Source organism: Streptomyces capillispiralis (assembly GCF_007829875.1).
Taxonomy (GTDB): domain Bacteria; phylum Actinomycetota; class Actinomycetes; order Streptomycetales; family Streptomycetaceae; genus Streptomyces; species Streptomyces capillispiralis.
Window position 1 is genome coordinate 4891550 of sequence record NZ_VIWV01000001.1, and the last position, 17400, is coordinate 4908949.

Annotated in this window: 18 protein-coding genes, 1 tRNA gene and 1 riboswitch; of the genes, 12 read left to right on the forward strand and 7 right to left on the reverse strand. The window is 70.3% G+C overall.

Translation table 11 applies throughout. The features are described from left to right. Window positions 1-89: 89 nt before the first annotated feature. The gene (locus FHX78_RS21210) at window positions 90-842 is read left to right on the forward strand and encodes an MBL fold metallo-hydrolase (protein ID WP_145869002.1); all 753 of its coding nucleotides are present in this window, start codon (window positions 90-92) and stop codon (window positions 840-842) included. Between the two features lie 97 nt (window positions 843-939). On the opposite strand, the gene FHX78_RS21215 is transcribed toward FHX78_RS21210, so the two are convergent. Together FHX78_RS21215 and FHX78_RS21220 are read right to left on the reverse strand one after the other, a co-directional pair. After that, window positions 940-2187: a PTS transporter subunit EIIC gene (locus tag FHX78_RS21215; protein ID WP_145869003.1), complete on the reverse strand. Its 1248-nt coding sequence runs from the start codon at window positions 2185-2187 to the stop codon at window positions 940-942. Between the two features lie 209 nt (window positions 2188-2396). Then, complete coding sequence (locus FHX78_RS21220) at window positions 2397-3704, reverse strand: PTS transporter subunit EIIC (protein WP_145869004.1); 1308 nt, start codon at window positions 3702-3704, stop codon at window positions 2397-2399. A gap of 186 nt (window positions 3705-3890) precedes the next feature. Here FHX78_RS21220 and FHX78_RS21225 point away from each other — a divergent pair, with 186 nt between their 5' ends. The 4 genes from FHX78_RS21225 to rdgB all read left to right on the forward strand — a co-directional run bounded on the left by FHX78_RS21225 (window position 3891) and on the right by rdgB (window position 6117). Continuing rightward, a complete protein-coding gene (locus FHX78_RS21225; protein ID WP_145869005.1) occupies window positions 3891-4124 on the forward strand; it encodes a PTS sugar transporter subunit IIB in 234 nt (77 codons plus the stop codon). 76 nt (window positions 4125-4200) lie between these two features. After that, a complete protein-coding gene (gene rph / locus FHX78_RS21230) occupies window positions 4201-4938 on the forward strand; it encodes a ribonuclease PH (protein WP_145869006.1) in 738 nt (245 codons plus the stop codon). Window positions 4939-5079: 141 nt separating this feature from the next. Continuing rightward, on the forward strand, window positions 5080-5478 hold the full coding sequence (locus FHX78_RS21235) for a hypothetical protein (protein WP_145869007.1): 399 nt from the start codon (window positions 5080-5082) through the stop codon (window positions 5476-5478). A 36-nt stretch (window positions 5479-5514) separates the two neighbouring features. Next, window positions 5515-6117 (forward strand): RdgB/HAM1 family non-canonical purine NTP pyrophosphatase, encoded by a 603-nt coding sequence (gene rdgB, locus FHX78_RS21240; RefSeq protein ID WP_145869008.1) that lies wholly within the window; start codon window positions 5515-5517, stop codon window positions 6115-6117. A gap of 44 nt (window positions 6118-6161) precedes the next feature. Here rdgB and FHX78_RS21245 read toward each other — a convergent pair. The 3 genes from FHX78_RS21245 to bcp form a co-directional block, all read right to left on the reverse strand. Continuing rightward, window positions 6162-6245 (reverse strand) — tRNA-Leu (locus tag FHX78_RS21245). 53 nt (window positions 6246-6298) lie between these two features. Beyond that, window positions 6299-7312, reverse strand: a complete 1014-nt coding sequence (locus tag FHX78_RS21250) for an HNH endonuclease signature motif containing protein (RefSeq protein ID WP_145869009.1) — start codon at window positions 7310-7312, stop codon at window positions 6299-6301. Between the two features lie 134 nt (window positions 7313-7446). Beyond that, a complete protein-coding gene (bcp, locus tag FHX78_RS21255) occupies window positions 7447-7914 on the reverse strand; it encodes a thioredoxin-dependent thiol peroxidase (protein WP_145869010.1) in 468 nt (155 codons plus the stop codon). A 139-nt stretch (window positions 7915-8053) separates the two neighbouring features. Between bcp and FHX78_RS21260 the strand changes: the two genes are divergently transcribed. The 3 genes from FHX78_RS21260 to FHX78_RS21270 all read left to right on the forward strand — a co-directional run bounded on the left by FHX78_RS21260 (window position 8054) and on the right by FHX78_RS21270 (window position 9270). After that, window positions 8054-8383, forward strand: coding sequence for a DUF3618 domain-containing protein (locus FHX78_RS21260; protein ID WP_145869011.1), 330 nt, complete (start codon window positions 8054-8056; stop codon window positions 8381-8383). Window positions 8384-8481: 98 nt separating this feature from the next. Further along, window positions 8482-8784, forward strand: coding sequence for a GroES family chaperonin (locus FHX78_RS21265; RefSeq protein ID WP_199293027.1), 303 nt, complete (start codon window positions 8482-8484; stop codon window positions 8782-8784). 65 nt (window positions 8785-8849) lie between these two features. Next, window positions 8850-8913: riboswitch (guanidine-III (ykkC-III) riboswitch) on the forward strand. 33 nt (window positions 8914-8946) lie between these two features. Next, entirely contained in the window at window positions 8947-9270 is a 324-nt protein-coding gene (locus tag FHX78_RS21270; RefSeq protein WP_145869013.1) for a DMT family transporter, read from the forward strand. A 6-nt stretch (window positions 9271-9276) separates the two neighbouring features. Here FHX78_RS21270 and FHX78_RS21275 read toward each other — a convergent pair whose 3' ends face one another. Then, window positions 9277-11628 carry a transglycosylase domain-containing protein gene (locus FHX78_RS21275; protein ID WP_145869014.1) on the reverse strand — a complete coding sequence of 784 codons (2352 nt, stop codon included), beginning with the start codon at window positions 11626-11628 and terminating at the stop codon, window positions 9277-9279. A 269-nt stretch (window positions 11629-11897) separates the two neighbouring features. On the opposite strand from FHX78_RS21275, the gene FHX78_RS21280 reads away from it, so the two are divergent. The 4 genes from FHX78_RS21280 to FHX78_RS21295 are packed head-to-tail and all read left to right on the forward strand — an operon-like array spanning window position 11898 to window position 15384. Further along, window positions 11898-12698 carry an ABC transporter permease gene (locus FHX78_RS21280; RefSeq protein ID WP_167531813.1) on the forward strand — a complete coding sequence of 267 codons (801 nt, stop codon included), beginning with the start codon at window positions 11898-11900 and terminating at the stop codon, window positions 12696-12698. Beyond that, window positions 12691-13512, forward strand: a complete 822-nt coding sequence (locus FHX78_RS21285; RefSeq protein ID WP_145869016.1) for an ABC transporter permease — start codon at window positions 12691-12693, stop codon at window positions 13510-13512. Before FHX78_RS21280 ends, FHX78_RS21285 begins: the two co-directional genes overlap by 8 nt. Before the next feature lie 28 nt (window positions 13513-13540). Then, a complete protein-coding gene (locus FHX78_RS21290) occupies window positions 13541-14518 on the forward strand; it encodes an ABC transporter ATP-binding protein (RefSeq protein WP_145869017.1) in 978 nt (325 codons plus the stop codon). A 50-nt stretch (window positions 14519-14568) separates the two neighbouring features. Beyond that, on the forward strand, window positions 14569-15384 hold the full coding sequence (locus tag FHX78_RS21295) for a DUF1707 SHOCT-like domain-containing protein (protein ID WP_145869018.1): 816 nt from the start codon (window positions 14569-14571) through the stop codon (window positions 15382-15384). 441 nt (window positions 15385-15825) lie between these two features. Here the strand turns inward: FHX78_RS21295 and FHX78_RS21300 are convergent, their stop codons facing one another. Next, the gene (locus tag FHX78_RS21300; RefSeq protein ID WP_145869019.1) at window positions 15826-17193 is read right to left on the reverse strand and encodes an SGNH/GDSL hydrolase family protein; all 1368 of its coding nucleotides are present in this window, start codon (window positions 17191-17193) and stop codon (window positions 15826-15828) included. Between the last annotated feature and the right edge of the window lie 207 nt (window positions 17194-17400).

Below are 17400 nucleotides of genomic sequence, written 5' to 3' on the forward strand. Positions count from 1 at the left end.
TGGAGGAGCGACCACAGGTTTTGCGCCTTACGCTCGACAAACCGCACGACCCCCGTCTCTCCACACCCGCCAGCGGAGGTTTCTGCTTCATGAAGCTCACCGTCGTCGGCTGCTCGGGGTCGTTCCCGTCCGCGGAATCGGCCTGCTCGAGCTACCTCGTCGAGGCCGACGGCTTCCGGCTGCTCCTCGACATGGGCAACGGCGCCCTGGGCGAGCTGCAGCGCCACTGCGGTCTCTACGACCTCGACGCGATCTTCCTCAGCCACCTGCACGCCGACCACTGCATCGACATGTGCGCCTACTTCGTCGCGCGCTACTACCGGCACGACGGCGGCCGCTGCGACCCCCTGCCCGTCTACGGACCCGAGGGCACCGAACACCGGCTGACCACCGCCTACGCCGACACCCCCACGGCCTCCTCCATGAGCGAGGTCTTCGACTTCCACACGGTCAAGCCGTCCACCTTCGAGATCGGCCCGTTCCTCGTCCACACCGAGCGCGTCGCGCACCCGGTCGAGGCGTACGGCATCCGCATCGAACACGGCGGGAAGACACTGACCTACTCCGGCGACACGGGCGTCAGCCCCGCGCTCGACGACCTCGCCCGTGACGCCGACCTCTTCCTGTGCGAGGCCGCCTTCACGCACGGCAAGGAGAACATCCCCGACCTGCACCTCAACGGCCGCGAGGCGGGTGAGACCGCGGCCCGCGCCCACGCCCGCCGCCTCGTCCTCACCCACATCCCCCCGTGGACGGACCCGCAGATCAACCTCACCGACGCCCGCGCGGTGTACGACGGCCCGGTGGGGCTGGCGGCGCCCCGGGCGACGTACCAGATCTGACGCGAAACGACCGGGGTCCCCGGAAGCCGTCACGGCTCCCGGGGACCCCGGCGTCATGTCGTACGAGGGCTCGTACGGGGACTCGTACGAGGGCGGCTCACGCCTTCGTGGTGTCCTCGACCTCGTCCTCCGGCTCGCGGCCCGGGGTCGGCAGGTTGAACTTGCTGATCGCGAAGCGGAAGAGCCCGTAGTAGACCGCCGCGAAGACCAGACCGATCGGGATGATCAGCCACGGCTTGGTCGACAGGCTCCAGTTGAGCCCGTAGTCGATGGCACCCGCCGAGAAGGTGAAGCCCGCGTGCACCCCGAGCGCCCAGGTGATCGCCATGGACAGGGCGGTCAGCACCGCGTGGATCGCGTACAGCACCGGGGCGATGAACATGAACGAGAACTCGATCGGCTCGGTCACACCGGTCACGAAGGACGTCAGCGCGAGCGAGACCATCATGCCCATCACGGCCTTGCGGCGCTCCGGACGGGCGGCGTGCGCGATGGCGATGGCGGCGGCCGGCAGACCGAACATCATGATCGGGAAGAAGCCCGACATGAACTGGCCCGCGTCCGGGTCACCGGCGAAGAAGCGGTTCAGGTCGCCGTGGACGATCTCGCCCGCCGCGTTGGTGAAGTCACCGATCTGGAACCAGGAGACGGTGTTGACGAACTGGTGCATGCCGATCGGGATCAGCGCGCGGTTGATCAGACCGAACAGACCGGCACCCGCGGCGCCCAGACCCGTGATCCACTCACCGGCGTCGGAGATGACCTCGCCGATCGGCTCCCAGACCAGACCGAAGAAGACGCCCATGGCGGTGCCGACGAAGGCCATGATGATCGGCACGAGCCGGCGGCCGTTGAAGAAGCCCAGCCAGTCCACCAGCTTCTTGCGGTGGTAGCGCTGCCACAGGACCGCGGCCAGCAGACCCATCAGGATGCCGCCGAGGACACCGGGGTTGTTGTAGGTCGCGGCTATGTCCGCGCCGTCCTGCACCTTCGCCTCGGTGACCGGGAAGGCCTTCAGGACGTTGCTGTAGACCAGGAAACCGACGAGGGCGGCGAGGGCGGTGGAGCCGTCGGCCTTCTTGGCGAAGCCGATCGCCACACCGATGCAGAACAGCATCGGCAGGTTGTCGAAGATCGCGCCGCCCGCCGTGGCGAACACCGCGGTGACCTTGTCGGGCAGGTTCAGCTTGTCCTGGACGTCCGCCTGGCCGAGCCGGAGCAGGATGCCCGCCGCCGGCAGGACGGCGATCGGGAGCTGAAGGCTGCGGCCGACCTTCTGCAGGCCCTGGAACAGGCCGGATCCCCGCTTCTTCGCGGGGGCCGCCGAGTCGGTGGCGGTGCTCATACTTCCTCCATCGGTGGTGGTCTACACCACTACTGGTGTAGACCTGTTGTAGCACGATGAAGGCCGCGTAAGGAACCCGCGATTCCGCGACCGCCGGGCTACGCACCGTGCCCGCTCGACACCCCGAAACGGAACCTCCGCCGGGCACGCCGAAGAGCCCCCGGACCACCGGATCCGAGGGCTCGAACAGCCACCCCCACCTTAAGAGATCACGCCTTCGTCGCGTCCTCCACCTCCTCCTCCGGCTCCCGCCCCGGAGTCCTCAGATCGAACCGCGTGATCGCGAACCGGAACAGTACGTAGTACACCGCCGCGAAGCACAGCCCGATCGGCACGATCGCCCAGGGCCGCGTCGCCAGGTTCCAGTTGATGACGTAGTCGATCAGCCCCGCCGAGAAACTGAACCCGTCGCGCACCCCCAGCCCCCACGTCACCGCCATCGACACCCCCGTCAGCACCGCGTGCACCACGTACAGCAACGGCGCGACGAACAGGAACGAGTACTCGATCGGCTCCGTGATCCCCGTGACGAACGACGTCAGCGCCACCGACAGCATCAGCCCGCCGACCTCCTTGCGCCGGGCCGGCCGCGCACAGTGCGTGATCGCCAGCGCCGCCGCCGGCAGCGCGAACATCATGATCGGGAAGAACCCCGACAGGAACTGCCCGGCCTCCGGATCACCCGCGAGGAACATGTTGATGTCACCGTGCACCACCGAACCGTCCGGCCTCGTGTAGCTGCCGAACTGGAACCAGATGGGCACGTTCAGGAACTGGTGCAGCCCCACCACCAGCAACGCCCGGTTCGCGATCCCGAACACACCCGCGCCCCACGCGCCCAGACCGCTCATCCAGTCACTGAAACTCTCCAGCCCGTCACCGACCGGCGGCCACACCCACAGACACAGCGCCGCGAACACGATCGCCGCGAACGCCATGATGATCGGCACCAGCCGGCGGCCGTTGAAGAAACCCAGCCAGTCCACCAGCCGCGTCCGGTGGAACCGCTGCCAGAGGTACGCCGCCATCAGCCCGATCACGATCCCGCCGAACACCCCCGGGTTCTGATACGTGAAAGCCGTCACCGTCCCGTCCGCCACCCGGCAGCCGACGTTCGGCACCGCCCGCGCCCCCTCCGGACAGTCCTCCGGGAACTGGCGCAGCACGGTGAAGTAGACGAGGAACCCCGCCACCGCCGCCAGCGCCGTCGAACCGTCCGACTTCCTCGCCATCCCGATGGCCACCCCCACACAGAACAGCAGCGGCAGCCCCAGCGAACCGTCCAGCAGCGCCCCGCCCGCGCCCACCATCACCTTGGAGACGTTCGTCCAGCCCAGACCCTCGTCCCCGAACACATCCGGCTGCCCCAGCCGGTTCAGGATGCCCGCCGCCGGCAGCACCGCGATCGGCAGCTGCAGACCGCGCCCCATCTTCTGCATCCCCTGGAACAACCGGTTCCAGCGCTCACGCGCCGGACCCACCGCACCCCCGGCGCCGACGGGACTCTCGGTACTCATCCGGTCCCCTTCGCAGAAGGCGGTCGCCAGCGGTTTTGCCACCACCCACCCGGTGGTGTAGACCAGTCACGCAGGACGGTTCCGCTGTCGTGACGCCATCATTCGGCACCCACGACACGACCGCTCGCAAAGATGGGCCAACTGTGGGTTACTGCGACAAAGCGGTTCGGATCAGGGAGAGCGAACATGGCCACGAAGGCTGAGAAGATCGTTGCCGGGCTCGGCGGCATCGACAACATCGAAGAGGTCGAGGGCTGCATCACCCGCCTCCGCACCGAGGTCGTGGACCCCTCCAAGGTCGACGAAGCCGTCCTCAAGGCCGCCGGCGCCCACGGCGTCGTCAAGATGGGCAGCGCCATCCAGGTCGTCATCGGCACCGACGCCGACCCCGTCGCCGCCGAAATCGAAGACATGATGTGAACCGCGGCCACACCTTCGGGGCCCCTCCCGCACCTGCGGAAGGGGCCCCTTCCCCTGTACGGCTAGGCTCGACACCATGTCTCGAATCGACGGCCGCACCCCCGAACAACTCCGCCCGGTCACCATCGAACGCGGCTGGAGCAAGCACGCCGAAGGCTCCGTCCTCGTCTCCTTCGGCGACACCAAGGTCCTCTGCACCGCCTCCGTCACCGAAGGCGTCCCCCGCTGGCGCAAGGGCAGCGGCGAGGGCTGGGTCACCGCCGAATACGCCATGCTCCCCCGCGCCACCAACACCCGCGGCGACCGCGAGTCCGTCCGCGGCCGCATCGGCGGCCGCACCCACGAGATCAGCCGGCTCATCGGCCGCTCCCTGCGCGCCGTCATCGACTACAAGGCCCTCGGCGAGAACACCGTCGTCCTCGACTGCGACGTCCTCCAGGCCGACGGCGGCACCCGCACCGCCGCCATCACCGGCTCCTACGTCGCCCTCGCCGACGCCATCACCTGGGCCCAGGGCAAGAAGCTCATCCGCCCCGGCCGCCAACCCCTCACCGGCACCGTCAGCGCCGTCTCCGTCGGCATCGTCGGCGGAGTCCCCCTCCTCGACCTCTGCTACGAGGAGGACGTCAAGGCCGACACCGACATGAACGTCGTCTGCACCGGCGACGGCCGCTTCGTCGAGGTCCAGGGCACCGCCGAAGCCGAACCCTTCGCCCGCGACGAACTCGACGCCCTCCTCGACCTCGCCGTCAGCGGCTGCACCGAACTCGCCGCCGCACAGCGCGCGGCACTTGATACCGTCCTCGAAAGGTAAAGGACGCACCAAGACAGGTGGCCGACGCGGAGCAACCGCGCCGGCCGCCCCCGCGTCTGAACAAGTACGGGCGCACGGCTCACCCCCGGGCGCCCGGCCAGCTGACCGGGCCGAACGGCCCGATGAGGGAGGGACCGTTCCATGGCCGCGAGCCGCCGACGCCGCACCACAGCCGTCGCCGCCACCCTGGCGGCCGTCGCGCTGACCGCCGGACTCACCACCGGCTGCGCCGCCGTCGACAAGGCACTGGACTGCGTCCAGACCGCCGACGCCATCGCCGACAGCGTCACGGACATGCAGCAGGCCGTCGAAAACGCCGGCAACGACGTCACCCAGCTCGAGGAATCCCTCGACTCGATAGACAAGAACCTCGGCGAGATCGGCGACAAGACCGACAACGCCGACGTCGGCAACGCCGTCGACAACCTCGAGAAGGCCGTCGAGAACGTCCGCACCTCCATCGAGAACGGCGACCGGACCCCCGACATCAGCCCCGTCACCGACGCGGCCGGCGAACTCACCAAGGTCTGCACCCCGTGACACACGAGTGAGCCATGGGCCCGGGATACTGGGCCCATGACCCGCCTGATCCTCGCCACCCGCAACGCCGGAAAGATCACCGAACTCCGGTCGATCCTCGCCGACGCGGGACTCCCGCACGAACTCGTCGGCGCCGACGCCTACCCCGACGTCCCCGACGTCAAGGAAACCGGTGTCACCTTCGCCGAGAACGCGCTGCTCAAGGCCCACGCCCTCGCCCGGGCCACCGGCCTGCCCGCCGTCGCCGACGACTCCGGCCTCTGCGTCGACGTCCTGGGCGGCGCCCCCGGCATCTTCTCCGCCCGCTGGGCCGGCCGCCACGGCGACGACAAGGCCAACCTGGACCTGCTCCTGGCCCAGCTCGCGGACATCGCCGACGAACACAGGGACGCCCACTTCGCCTGCGCGGCGGCCCTCGCCCTCCCCGACGGCACGGAGCGAGTCGTCGAGGGCCGGCTGAGGGGCACCCTGCGCAGGGAACCGTCCGGCACGAACGGCTTCGGCTACGACCCGATCCTCCAGCCGGAGCACGAAACCCGCACCTGCGCCGAACTCACCCCGGCCGAGAAGAACGCCATCAGCCACCGCGGAAAGGCGTTCCGAGCCCTCGTACCAGTGGTCCGGGACCTGCTGGGCTGACTCATGAAGACGCCCCCCGCCCTTGCTTCAAAGGTGGGGGGCGGTGCGGCCGGTGGGATTCGAACCCACACGGGCTTTCGCCCACTGCGATCTAAACGCAGCTCGGCTGCCAATTACGACACGGCCGCTCAAAAACGGTCATCACGCCTGACCGGCGACGCTCAGTGTACGGGGGAATGGGTCACCCTGCGAAGGTCACCCTCCCCTTCTGGCGACACCACGTCTCTGTCAGCGCGTGGCAGTTGGGGCACAAGTACCGCAGATTATCCCGGCGGTTGTCGCGCCAGTCTCCGTTGACGTGGTCGATCTGCAAGGTGATCGGTCGTCCCAGCCACTCTCCGGTGTTGCCGCAGCTCTCGCACGCGTAGGTCACTCCGAGCTCGGTCAGTGCCCGGTGGAGCTGATTCCTGTTGGTTCGTCCCGCGTGGTCGGGTAGGACGACCAGCACCCGGTGGGCTACGGGCGCGGGTGCCGGTCGCTCCGGCCGTCCCCAGCTCCGGCGTCTGAAGTGGCTCGTGTCGAGGCCGAGGCGGGCTGTCGTACGTCGGACGCGTCGATGGTTGGTGTCGTTCACATCCAGGCCGAGACCACGCATCACATCGGCGTAGCTCGCAGAGGTCCCTACCAGCTCCCGGAGTTTGTCCTCGGGGATGGGCGGACGGCGGTAAGTGAAATGGCTTACGTCAATCTGCCGAGCCTGAAGCATGCGGCTCAGCGTTGCTCGCGAACGGCTGTCGTCCGGCACGCCGAGGGTGCGCGCTACCCCGCGCGTGCTGGTCGCTGACGCTGCGGCTTCTCTCAGCTCCTCGGTTGTGAAGGGCAGCTCCAACTCGGCGCGATCCATGCCGGGGAAGTGGCTGATGTCGATGTGTGCCGCGTCAATCCGGCGTCGGATGTGGGACAGGGTTCCGGTGGCGGGGGTCGCCCCCAGCTTCAGGGCCACTTCGCGCAGCGACGACGATGACGCAGCGGCCTTGGCGATGGCGGCATCCGGGTACTTGCGCCACGGGCTGCGTTTCGCGAAGTGGCTCGTATCCAATCCGTGTACGGCGACTTTCTCCTGAAGCACGCGCCGCTGCCCCCCACTTGTGGTGAGCCCGAGACGTCGCATCAGGTCAGCCCAGTTGCGGGCTTCGGCGACGGCCGACGTCAGTCGTTCCTTGCCGTACGGGTCAGACGCGTGCTGAGCAGTCATGCACCTCTCCATCTCCCGGCCACCCGTTCGTGGCCTCGTACGGAGTAACGATCCGGATATCGGACGGTTGCGCACGGAAAGCGGAACGGCCCGTACCGGGGATCCGGTACGGGCCGTTCCGTGGGCTCGCTGGCTCAGACGCCCAGGTCCTTGATGATCTTGGCTACGTGGCCCGTCGCGCGGACGTTGTAGAGGGCGCGTTCGACCTTGCCCTGTTCGTCGACGACGATCGTGGAGCGGATGACGCCCATGTAGGTCTTGCCGTAGTTCTTCTTCTCGCCGAAGGCGCCGTAGGCGTCCAGGACCTTCTTGTCGGGGTCGGCGAGGAGGGTGACCTTCAGGGACTCCGCCTCGCGGAACTTGGCGAGCTTCTCGGGCTTGTCGGGGGAGATGCCGATCACGTCGTACCCGGCGCCTGCGAGGAGGTCGAGGTTGTCGGTGAAGTCGCAGGCCTGCTTGGTGCAGCCGGGGGTGAGGGCGGCCGGGTAGAAGTAGACGATGACCTTGCGGCCCTTGTGGTCGGCCAGGGACACCTCGTTGCCGTCGGCGTCGGGCAGGGTGAAGGCGGGGGCCTCGTCCCCGGGCTGGAGGCGTTCGCTCATCGGTCTGGTCTCCTCGTACGTACGCGCTGCGTGGATCGGGTGCCGGGATCGAGGGTAACCGGGGGTCCTGACAGTGCGTGGCGGTGTGAAGCTGACAGACTGTGCGGCACAGGTATCAGCGGATTTCGGAGGCGGCACGGTGGCGGACACGGCGGACACCAGGACCCCGGCGGAGATCGAGGCGGACATCAGGCGCCGTCGCGCGGTGCTGGCCGAGACCCTGGACGAGATCGGTGTGCGGGTGCACCCGAAGACGATCGTGGGGGACGCGAAGGCCCGGGTGGCGTCGCATGTGGACCACACGCTCGGGCGGGCGTACGTCGGCGTCAATCGTGTGGTGAGCGACGTCAAGGCGCAGTTCGTGGACGAGGAGGGTTCGCCCCGGCTGGAGCGGGTCGTGCCGGTGGCGGTGCTGGTGGTGGGGGTCGTGGGGCTGGTGGCCCTGGGGTCCCGTCGGCGCCGGCGCTGACCCGCGCGTCCACGGTCGTGGCGATTGCGGGTAGGTTTCAGGGCGTGAGCGCGAAGAGACACGAGCAGGGTTCCCAGGACGACAAGCTGCCCATTCGGATGCTGCACGATCGTGTGCTGGTGCGGCAGGACACGAGTGAGGGTGAGCGGCGTTCCGGGGGCGGGATCCTGATTCCCGCGACGGCGGCGGTGGGCCGTCGGCTGGCCTGGGCCGAGGTGGTCGCGGTGGGGCAGAACGTGCGGACCGTGGAGCCGGGTGACCGGGTGCTGTTCGACCCGGAGGACCGGGCGGAGGTCGAGGTGCGGGGCACGGCGTACGTGCTGATGCGGGAGCGGGATCTGCACGCGGTGGCCGCGGACCGGTTCGAGGGTTCCGAGGATTCGACCGGCTTGTACCTGTAGGTGGACGGGGGAAGGGGCCGGTGACCATGGTCACCGGCCCCTTCTCGTGTGTGCGGGCTAGGGTGGGAGGACCCTGTAGGGGTCCCGACGAGACGCGCCGTACCGGGATGAAGGCAAAGACGACGCACCCCCGTTTCCGTTCGTGTCCCGGAGGTGCCTGTCATGGCGTGGGTTCTGCTTGTCGTCGCCGGTCTGCTCGAGGTGGGGTGGGCGGTCGGTATGAAGTACACCGATGGTTTCACCCGTCTCGTGCCCAGTGTCCTCACGGGCGCGGGCATCGTGGCCAGCATGGTGTTGCTGTCGTACGCGGCTCGTACGCTGCCGATCGGTACGGCGTACGGCGTGTGGGTGGGGATCGGTGCGGCCGGGGCGGCGGTGCTGGGGATGGTGGTGCTGGGGGAGCCGGTGACGGCCGCCCGGATCTTCTTCATCTGTCTGCTGCTGGTGGCCGTGGTGGGGCTGAAGGCGACGGCCGGCGGGCACTGACGGGGGTCACCACCAGTCCCGGCGCTGGTTCTGGGTGAGAGTGCCGGTCAGGCCGTCGGGGTCGGCGGGGTCGTCGCCGTTGGCGTCGCCCTCGCCGGTGTCGTCGCCGGTGGTCTGTTCGTCGGTGGTGCCGTCCTCGGTGGTGGTGCCGTCGTCCTGGCCGTCTTCGCCGGTGGTGTCGCCGGTGATGCCGCCGCCCGTCTGTTCCTCGGTGTCGTCGGGGGTCCGGTCGCCGGTGCCGGTGTCCTCGGGTGTTCCGCTGCCGGTGTCGTCGGCGGGGGTGTCGGGGGTGCCGCTGCCGGTCTCGTCGGCGGGTGGCTGGGTGCGCCAGGCGCCGGGCTGGAGGCGGAGGTCGAAGGCCTGGACGGGCTGTCCTCGGAGGGCGTCGCGGGTGTACTGGCCCCAGATCTCGGCGGGGGCGCCGCCGCCGTTGACGCGGGGCAGGCCCATGGCGCCGTAGAGGGACTTGTGTCCGGCGGTGACGGGGTCCTGGCCCATGACGGCGACGACGGTGGCGAGGTCGGGGGTGTAGCCGGCGAACCAGGCGGCGGTGTCCTCCTCGGCGGTGCCGGTCTTGCCGGCGGCGGGGCGGCCTGCGGTCTGGGCGGCGGTGGCGGTGCCCTTGTCGACGACGCCGCGCAGGACGGAGGTGGTGGTGTCGGCGGCCTGGCGGCTGACGGCCTGGCGGGTGTGGCGGGCGGGCAGTTCGACGGTGCGGGTGCCGTGGGTGATCTTCTCGATCATGGTGTAGGCGCCGTGCCGGCCGTGGTTGGCGAGGGTGGCGTAGGCCTCGGCCATGTCGAGGACGCTGGCGGTGGCGACGCCGAGGGCGATGGAGGGGCCGGCGTCGTCGAGGCTGGGGGTGTTCTTGGACAGGCCCAGGTCGATGGCGGTGCGGCGGACCTCGTCGGGGCCGACGTCGACGGCCATCTGCGCGTAGACGGCGTTGACGGATTTGTCGGTGGCCTCGCGGACGGTGATCCTGCCGTAGTCGCGGTGGTCCTCGTTCTCGGGTGCGTAGTGGCCGCTCCAGCCCTGGACGGGGCGTTCGCTGGTGCCGTCGTAGACGGTGTTGGGGGTGATGGGGCGGCCGTCCTGGGTGCGGGAGCCGTTCTCGACGGCGGCGGTGAAGACGAACGGCTTGAAGGAGGAGCCGACCTGGAAGTCGCGGCGGGTGGCGTTGGGTGTGTACTGCTTGACGTAGTCGATGCCGTTGTACATGGCGACGACCTTGCCGGTCTTCGGGTCGATGGAGGCGCCGCCGGCGCGGACGTAGGTGTCGACCTTGCGGGCGTCGTGGTCGAGGCGGTCCATCAGGTTGTCGTTGACGGCGTCGACGAAGGCGTCCTGTTTGTCCTTGTGGAGGGTGGTGGTGATGCGGTAGCCGCCGGCGTCGAGGGCGGTCTCGTCGACGATGTCGTTCTCGGTGAGGTGGTTCTTGACGATGTCGACGATGTAGCCGCGCTGTCCGGAGAGGCCGGTGGGCAGGGTGGTCTTCTTCGGGACGGGGAATTCCATCGCGGCGCGGCGGGACCGGTCGAGCCAGCCTTCGTCGACCATGCCGTCGAGGACGTAGTTCCAGCGGCGTTCGACGGCGTCGCGGTTCTCGGGGTGGGTGATGACGTCGTACTGGCTGGGGGCGTTGACGAGGGCGGCGAGGTAGGCGGCGCGGCCGGCGTCGAGCCGGGAGGCGTCGATGCCGTAGTAGGCGTGGGCGGCGGCCTGGATGCCGTAGGCGCCGCGGCCGAAGAAGCTGGTGTTGAGGTAGCCCTCGAGGATCTGGTCCTTGCTCTGTTCGCGGTCGAGCTTGATGGAGATGAAGAACTCCTTCACCTTGCGGGTGATGGTCTGTTCCTGGCGCAGGTAGTAGTTCTTCACGTACTGCTGGGTGATGGTGGATCCGGACTGTTTGCCCTTGCCGGTGGCGGTGTTCCAGGCGGCGCGGATCATGGCCTGCGGGTCGATGGCGGACTCGGTGTAGAAGTCGCGGTCCTCGGCGGCGAGGACGGCGTGCTGGGCGTCCTTCGAGATCTGGGCGAGGGTGACGTTCTCCCGGTTGACCTCGCCGTCGCGGGCGATGACGGAGCCGTCGGCGTAGAGGTAGACGTTGGCCTGCTGGGTGGCGAGGGCGTTGGCGGCGGGGATCCGTACGAGGTGGTAGCCGAGGAAGAAGCCGCCGATGACGAGCAGGGAGGCGATGAGGAGGCTGCCGAGTGCGGTCCGCCAGGTGGGGACGAGGCGGCGCCATCCGGTGCGCCGGGGGGTGCGTCCCGTGGTGCCCCGGCGGGGGGCGGCCGCTCGGGGCTGTCTGGGTGCCCAGCCCCGGTGGGGCTGCTGCGGCTGCGGCTCGTCGCTCATGTCGTGCACGGACTCCTGTTCCGCCTCGTTCGCCTGGTTCGTGGCGTTCGTCGTTGTACGCGTGGTCTGTTCCCCTTATTCAAGACTGTCCCATCCGGTGGTGCGTTCTTCGGTGACGGCGCGCGTCGCGCACCCGTCCGGCTTCTCACACGCATGGCCCCGCGGGGCTGCTCGCGCGGCGGGGGCGGGGAGGTAATTGCGTGGCAGTGGGTGCGGGGGACGCACTAGGCTCCTGCGCTTCGGTGCCGGTGCGGAGGAGGGTGGTGGGCGTGGGCTCGGCGCGGCTGTATCTGGCCGTCGCGGTGGGGGGTTTCCGGCGGTACGCGTCGTACCGGGCGGCCACCGCGGCCGGGGTGTTCACCAACACGGTGTTCGGGCTGATCCTCGTGTACACGTATCTGGCGCTGTGGGAGGAGCGGCCGGGGCTCGGCGGGTACGACCAGGCGCAGGCGGTGACGTACGTGTGGCTGGGGCAGTGCCTGTACGCGACGCTGGCCATTCAGGGGGGCGGTGCGGAGAAGGATCTGATGGGGCGGATCCGCACCGGTGAGATCGCGGTCGACCTGTACCGGCCGGTCGATCTGCAACTGTGGTGGCTGGCCGGTGATCTGGGGCGGGCGCTGTTCCAGATGCTGGGGCGGGGGGTGGTCCCGTTCCTGTTCGGCTGGCTGTTCTTCCCGATGGCGTTGCCGTCGGAGGTGTCCGTGTGGGGGGCGTTCACGGTCGCGCTGCTGCTGGCGGCGGTGGTGAGCTTCGCGATCCGTTATCTGGCGGCCCTGTGTGCGTTCTGGCTGATGGACGGCATGGGCATCAGTCAGGTGGTGATGATCACGGGGGTGTTCTTCTCGGGGATGGTGCTGCCGCTGAACGCGTTCCCGGGGGTGTACGGCGATGTGGTGCGGGTGCTGCCGTGGGCGGCGCAGATCCAGGTGCCGGCGGATGTGCTGATGGGGGAGACGGAGCCGTGGGGGGCGTTCGCGTTCCAGGCGGCGTGGGCGGTGGCGCTGCTGGCGCTGGGGCGGTTGGTGCAGTCGGCGGCGACGCGTCGGGTGGTGGTGCAGGGTGGGTGAGCGGAGCGCCGTCGTCGAGGGGGTGCGGGCGTACGGGCTGATCGCGGGGATGTGGGTGCGGGCGGGGATGACCTACCGTGCGTCGTTCGTCGCGACGCTGGTCGGCAACCTGGTGATGACCGGCATGGACTTCGTGGGGATCCTGCTGATGTTCTCGCAGGTCGATTCGCTGGGCGGCTGGTCGTTGCCCGAGGTCGCCCTGTTGTACGGGTTGTCGGTGACGTCGTTCGGGATCGCCGATCTGCTGCTGGGGTCGATGGACGTGCTGGGGGCCCGGATGCGGGACGGCTCGTTCGACACGCTGCTGGTGCGTCCGGTGCCGGTGCTCGCGCAGGTCGGCGCGGACCGTTTCGCGCTGCGCCGGCTGGGCCGGGTGGTGCAGGGGTCGGTGGTGCTGGGCTGGGCGCTGGTGGCGGTGGAGGCCGACTGGAGCGTGTCGAAGGTGCTGCTGGTGCCGGTGATGGTGCTCAGCGGTGCGGCCATCTTCTCGGCGGTCTTCGTGGCGGGGGCGGCCTTCCAGATCTTCGCGCAGGACGCGGCCGAGGTGCAGAACGCGTTCACGTACGGCGGGACGACGCTGTTGCAGTATCCGCCGAGCGTGTTCGGGAAGGACCTGGTGCGCGGGGCGACGTTCGTGCTGCCGCTGGCGTTCGTGAACTGGGTGCCGGCCGCCCACATCCTGGGGCGGCCGTATCCGGTCGGTCTGCCGTCGTGGGCGGCGTTCGTGTCGCCGCTGGTGGCGGTGGTGTGCTGTGCGCTGGCGGCTCTGGCGTGGCGGGTGGGGCTCAGGTCGTACCGGAGTACGGGGAGTTAGTGGGCGGATGATGGATCCTGGGCGGACGATGGACCCCTTCATTGAACTGGACGGCGTCGAGAAGGTCTTCGACGTGCGCAGGAAGACCGGCTTCCTGAAGCGGGAGCGGCACCGGGTGCGGGCGGTGGACTCGATCTCGTTCTCGGTGGCGCGGGGTGAGATGGTCGGCTACATCGGGCCGAACGGTGCCGGGAAGTCGACGACGATCAAGATGCTGACCGGGATCCTGACGCCGAGCGGTGGCCGGCTGCGGGTCGCCGGGATCGATCCCTCGCGTGAGCGGACGCGGCTGGCGCACCGGATCGGGGTGGTGTTCGGGCAGCGGACGACGCTGTGGTGGGACCTGCCGCTGATCGACTCGTACCGGCTGGTGCACCGCATGTACCGCATTCCGGCCGCGCGCTACCGCGAGAACCTGGACCGGATGGTGGAACTCCTGGATCTGGGCGAGCTGTTGGACGTGCCGGTGCGTCAGCTGTCGCTGGGTCAGCGGATGCGCGGGGACATCGCGGCGGCGCTGCTGCACGATCCGGAGGTGCTGTACCTGGACGAGCCGACGATCGGCCTGGACGTCATCTCCAAGACCAGGGTGCGGGAGTTCCTGCGGGGGTTGAACGCCGAGCGGGCCACGACGGTGCTGCTGACCACGCACGACCTTCAGGACATCGAGCAGTTGTGTTCGCGGGTGATGGTCATCGACCACGGCCGGCTGGTGTACGACGGTGCGCTCGCCGGGCTGCACGAGGCGGGGGAGAGCGAGCGGATCCTGGTGGTGGACCTGGAGCGGGAGCTTCCGCCGATTGCGGCGCCGTCGCCGGCGCGGGTGGTGCGGGTGGAGGGGCCGCGGCAGTGGCTGGCGTTCCCGGCGTCGGCGTCGGCGGCGGGCCTCGTGGCGCGGATCGCGGCGGAGTATCCGCTGGTCGACCTGTCGGTGCGGGAGCCGGACATCGAGGCGGTCATCGCGAAGATGTACGCGGAGCGGCGGGCGGGGCGGCCCGTCGCGTAGGCGTCGTTGTGCGTAGCCGGGCGGCGGGGGCAACTCGTAGGCTGCTGGGTATGACCGACGACGCTGCCGCCCGGGACCTCCGCGCCTCCGACGCCGACCGTGAACGGGTCGCCGAGATCCTGCGGGACGCCCTCGCGGAGGGCCGTCTCGACATGGAGGAGTTCGAGGAGCGGCTGGACGCGACGTACAGGGCGCGGACGTACGGGGAGCTGACGCCGATCACGCGCGATCTGCCGGGTCACGGCACGGCGGCGGTGCCCGCGGTGTCCCTGACGAAGGACCCGCAGGGGGGCGGTGACTGGGGGGAGCGGATCGTCGGCGGTGACGAGGGCACGTCGACGTGGGCCGTGGCCGTGATGTCGGGCTTCCAGCGCAAGGGGCGGTGGACGGCGCCGCGGCGGTTCAACTGCTTCGCGTTCTGGGGCGGCGGGGAGATCGATCTGCGCGAGGCGTACTTCGCGGACCGGGAGATCGTCGTCAACGCCGTCGCGATCATGGGCGGGGTGGATGTCGTGGTGCCGCCGGGGGTCGAGGTCGTGGTGCGCGGCGTGGGCATCATGGGCGGCTTCGACCACCGTGAGGAGGGGGTGCCGGGCGAGCCCGGCGCGCCCCGGGTGATCGTGACGGGCCTGGCCTTCTGGGGCGGCGTCGGCGTGCAGCGCAAGCTGCCGCGCTCGGAGAAGCAGCGGCTGCGCGAGGAGCGCCGGCGGGAGAAGCTGGAGCGCAAGGAGAACCGGCGCCGGGAGCTGGAGGGTTCCCGCCGCGACGGGCACGGCCTCCACGACCCGCTGGGCCTGGACCTGCACGGCCGGCCCGAGCGGCAGCCGGAGGAACGAGGGGAACGCGGCCGGGACGGGGACCGCTGAGCGACGGCTCGCGCCGGGGCGGCCCCGGCACGTGCTCCGGCCGCACGGGCCGCATGGGCCGCATGGGCCGCACGGGCTGTACGGGCCGCACGGGCCGCACGGGCTGTACGGGCTGTACGGGCCGCACGGGCCGCACGGGCTGTACGGCCCTGCTCGGCCGGTGAGCCGACGTGGGCGCGGCGCGCGTGCCGCCGTGGCCGGGGCCGCCCGGCGCGGGTCGAGGACCGACGCGCGGCACGCCGACCGTTCACGCGGTCGTCGCGGTCGTCGCGGTCGTCGCGGTGGTCGGGCCGGAGTCCGTGGGGGGCGTCGCGCGCTTGCTGCCGGTGCGGGACCCGCCCGGCGCGGGTGGGGACCGGCGTGCGTGGGGCCCGCCGCCACGGAGGGGCATGGCGCCGATGCCGGGCCCGCCCCCCCGGGACCCGGCGGGCCCCGGGGCCGCTACAGCCGGGCCGGTGCGCTGCCCTTGAGGGTGTCCAGGTCGAAGGTCTCCGCCATCCGTGTGTAGCCCTTGTCGCTCGGGTGGAGGTGGTCGCCGGAGTCGTAGTCCGCGCGGAAGCGGCGCGGGTCGTACGGGTCGCGCAGTGCCTTGTCGAAGTCGGCGACCGCGTCGAACACGTGCCCCGCGCGGATCTCCTCGTTGATCCGCTGCCGTACCGCCTCGCGCGCGTCGGTGTAGCCGCGGTGGCCGCCGAACGGCATCAGGGTCGCGCCGACGACCTTCAGGCCCCGGGCGTGGGCCCGTTCGACCAGGGTGGTCAGGCCCGCCAGGATCCGGTCCGGGTCGGCGGTGCCGGGGTGGCGCAGGATGTCGTTGATGCCGAGGACGACGACGACGGCCTTGACGTTGGTGCGGCCCAGGACGTCGCGGTCGAAGCGGTTCAGGCCACTGGGGTTCTCGGCCGGGCGGCCCAGGCCGTCGGCGAGGACCTGGTTGCCGCTGATGCCCTCGTTGACGACGCTGTGGCGCGGCACGTCCCGCCCGGCCGCGAGCGCGGCGCGCAGCCGGTCGGACAGCACGTCCGGCCAGCGGTTGTTCGCGCCGGTCGTGGAGGTGATCCCGTCGGTCAGCGAGTCGCCGAGGACGACGACGGTGCCGTCCGACTCGTTGCTCAGCACGTCCAGCGCGGTCAGGTACCGCCAGAACGTGCTCTGCCCGGTGTACGCGGCCCCGGTCGTGTCCCGGGTGTGCTCGCCCTCCGCGACGTAGGAGATCTGGCGGGCGTGCGGGTGGTAGGTGACCGGCCCGGACGGGGTGGGGGAGTACGTGGTGACCAGGACGTCGCCGTCGTGCGGCACGGTGATGCGCACGACGTCGCTGATCACCTGCCCGCCGGCCGGGACGACGACCGTCGGACTGCCGGTGAAGGTGAGCTGCCGCATGGTCCGCGCGAGGGCCGCCGCCGTGCCCGGGGACGCGGAGACGGCGATCGAGGCGTGGGTGATGGTCAGCGCGGACTGGCCGTAGAGGTTGGACAGCGTGACGCGGGCAGCGGTGCCGCCGGCGCTCGTGTGGACGACGTTGCGCACCGAGCGGCCCGCGAGGCCGGCCAGCTCCGTGCCGGGCTCGCCGCCGACCGGGGAGGTCGCCCAGGAGGCGACCCAGGTGCCGGTGGAGGCGGGTGCGGCCGGGCCGGGCCGCTCGCCGCGGCCACCGGCGAGGGCGTTGCGGTACGTCGTACCGTCGTCGGCCGCCACACCGACGTAGATGGCGGCGGAAACCGCCACGATCGCGGCGACGATCGCGGCGAGCAGGGCGCGCTGCCTGGCGGGAGGCGCTCCCGCGCCCCCGTCACGACCCCGGGTCATGCTGTTCTGTTCTCCTCGAAAGATGGGAGCCCGAGGCTCCGATCCGGTGATCCCATGATGGGTCATGGGTGGTGGGGAGACCGACCGGACCCCCTGGGTGGCCCCCGGCCCCTAGGTGATGTCCCCGGACATTCCCCCTCCGGACAGACGCCGGGAACTCCTGTGCCGTTCCGGGAGTCGGTCAGGAAGGGACAATGTGTGAGGGAT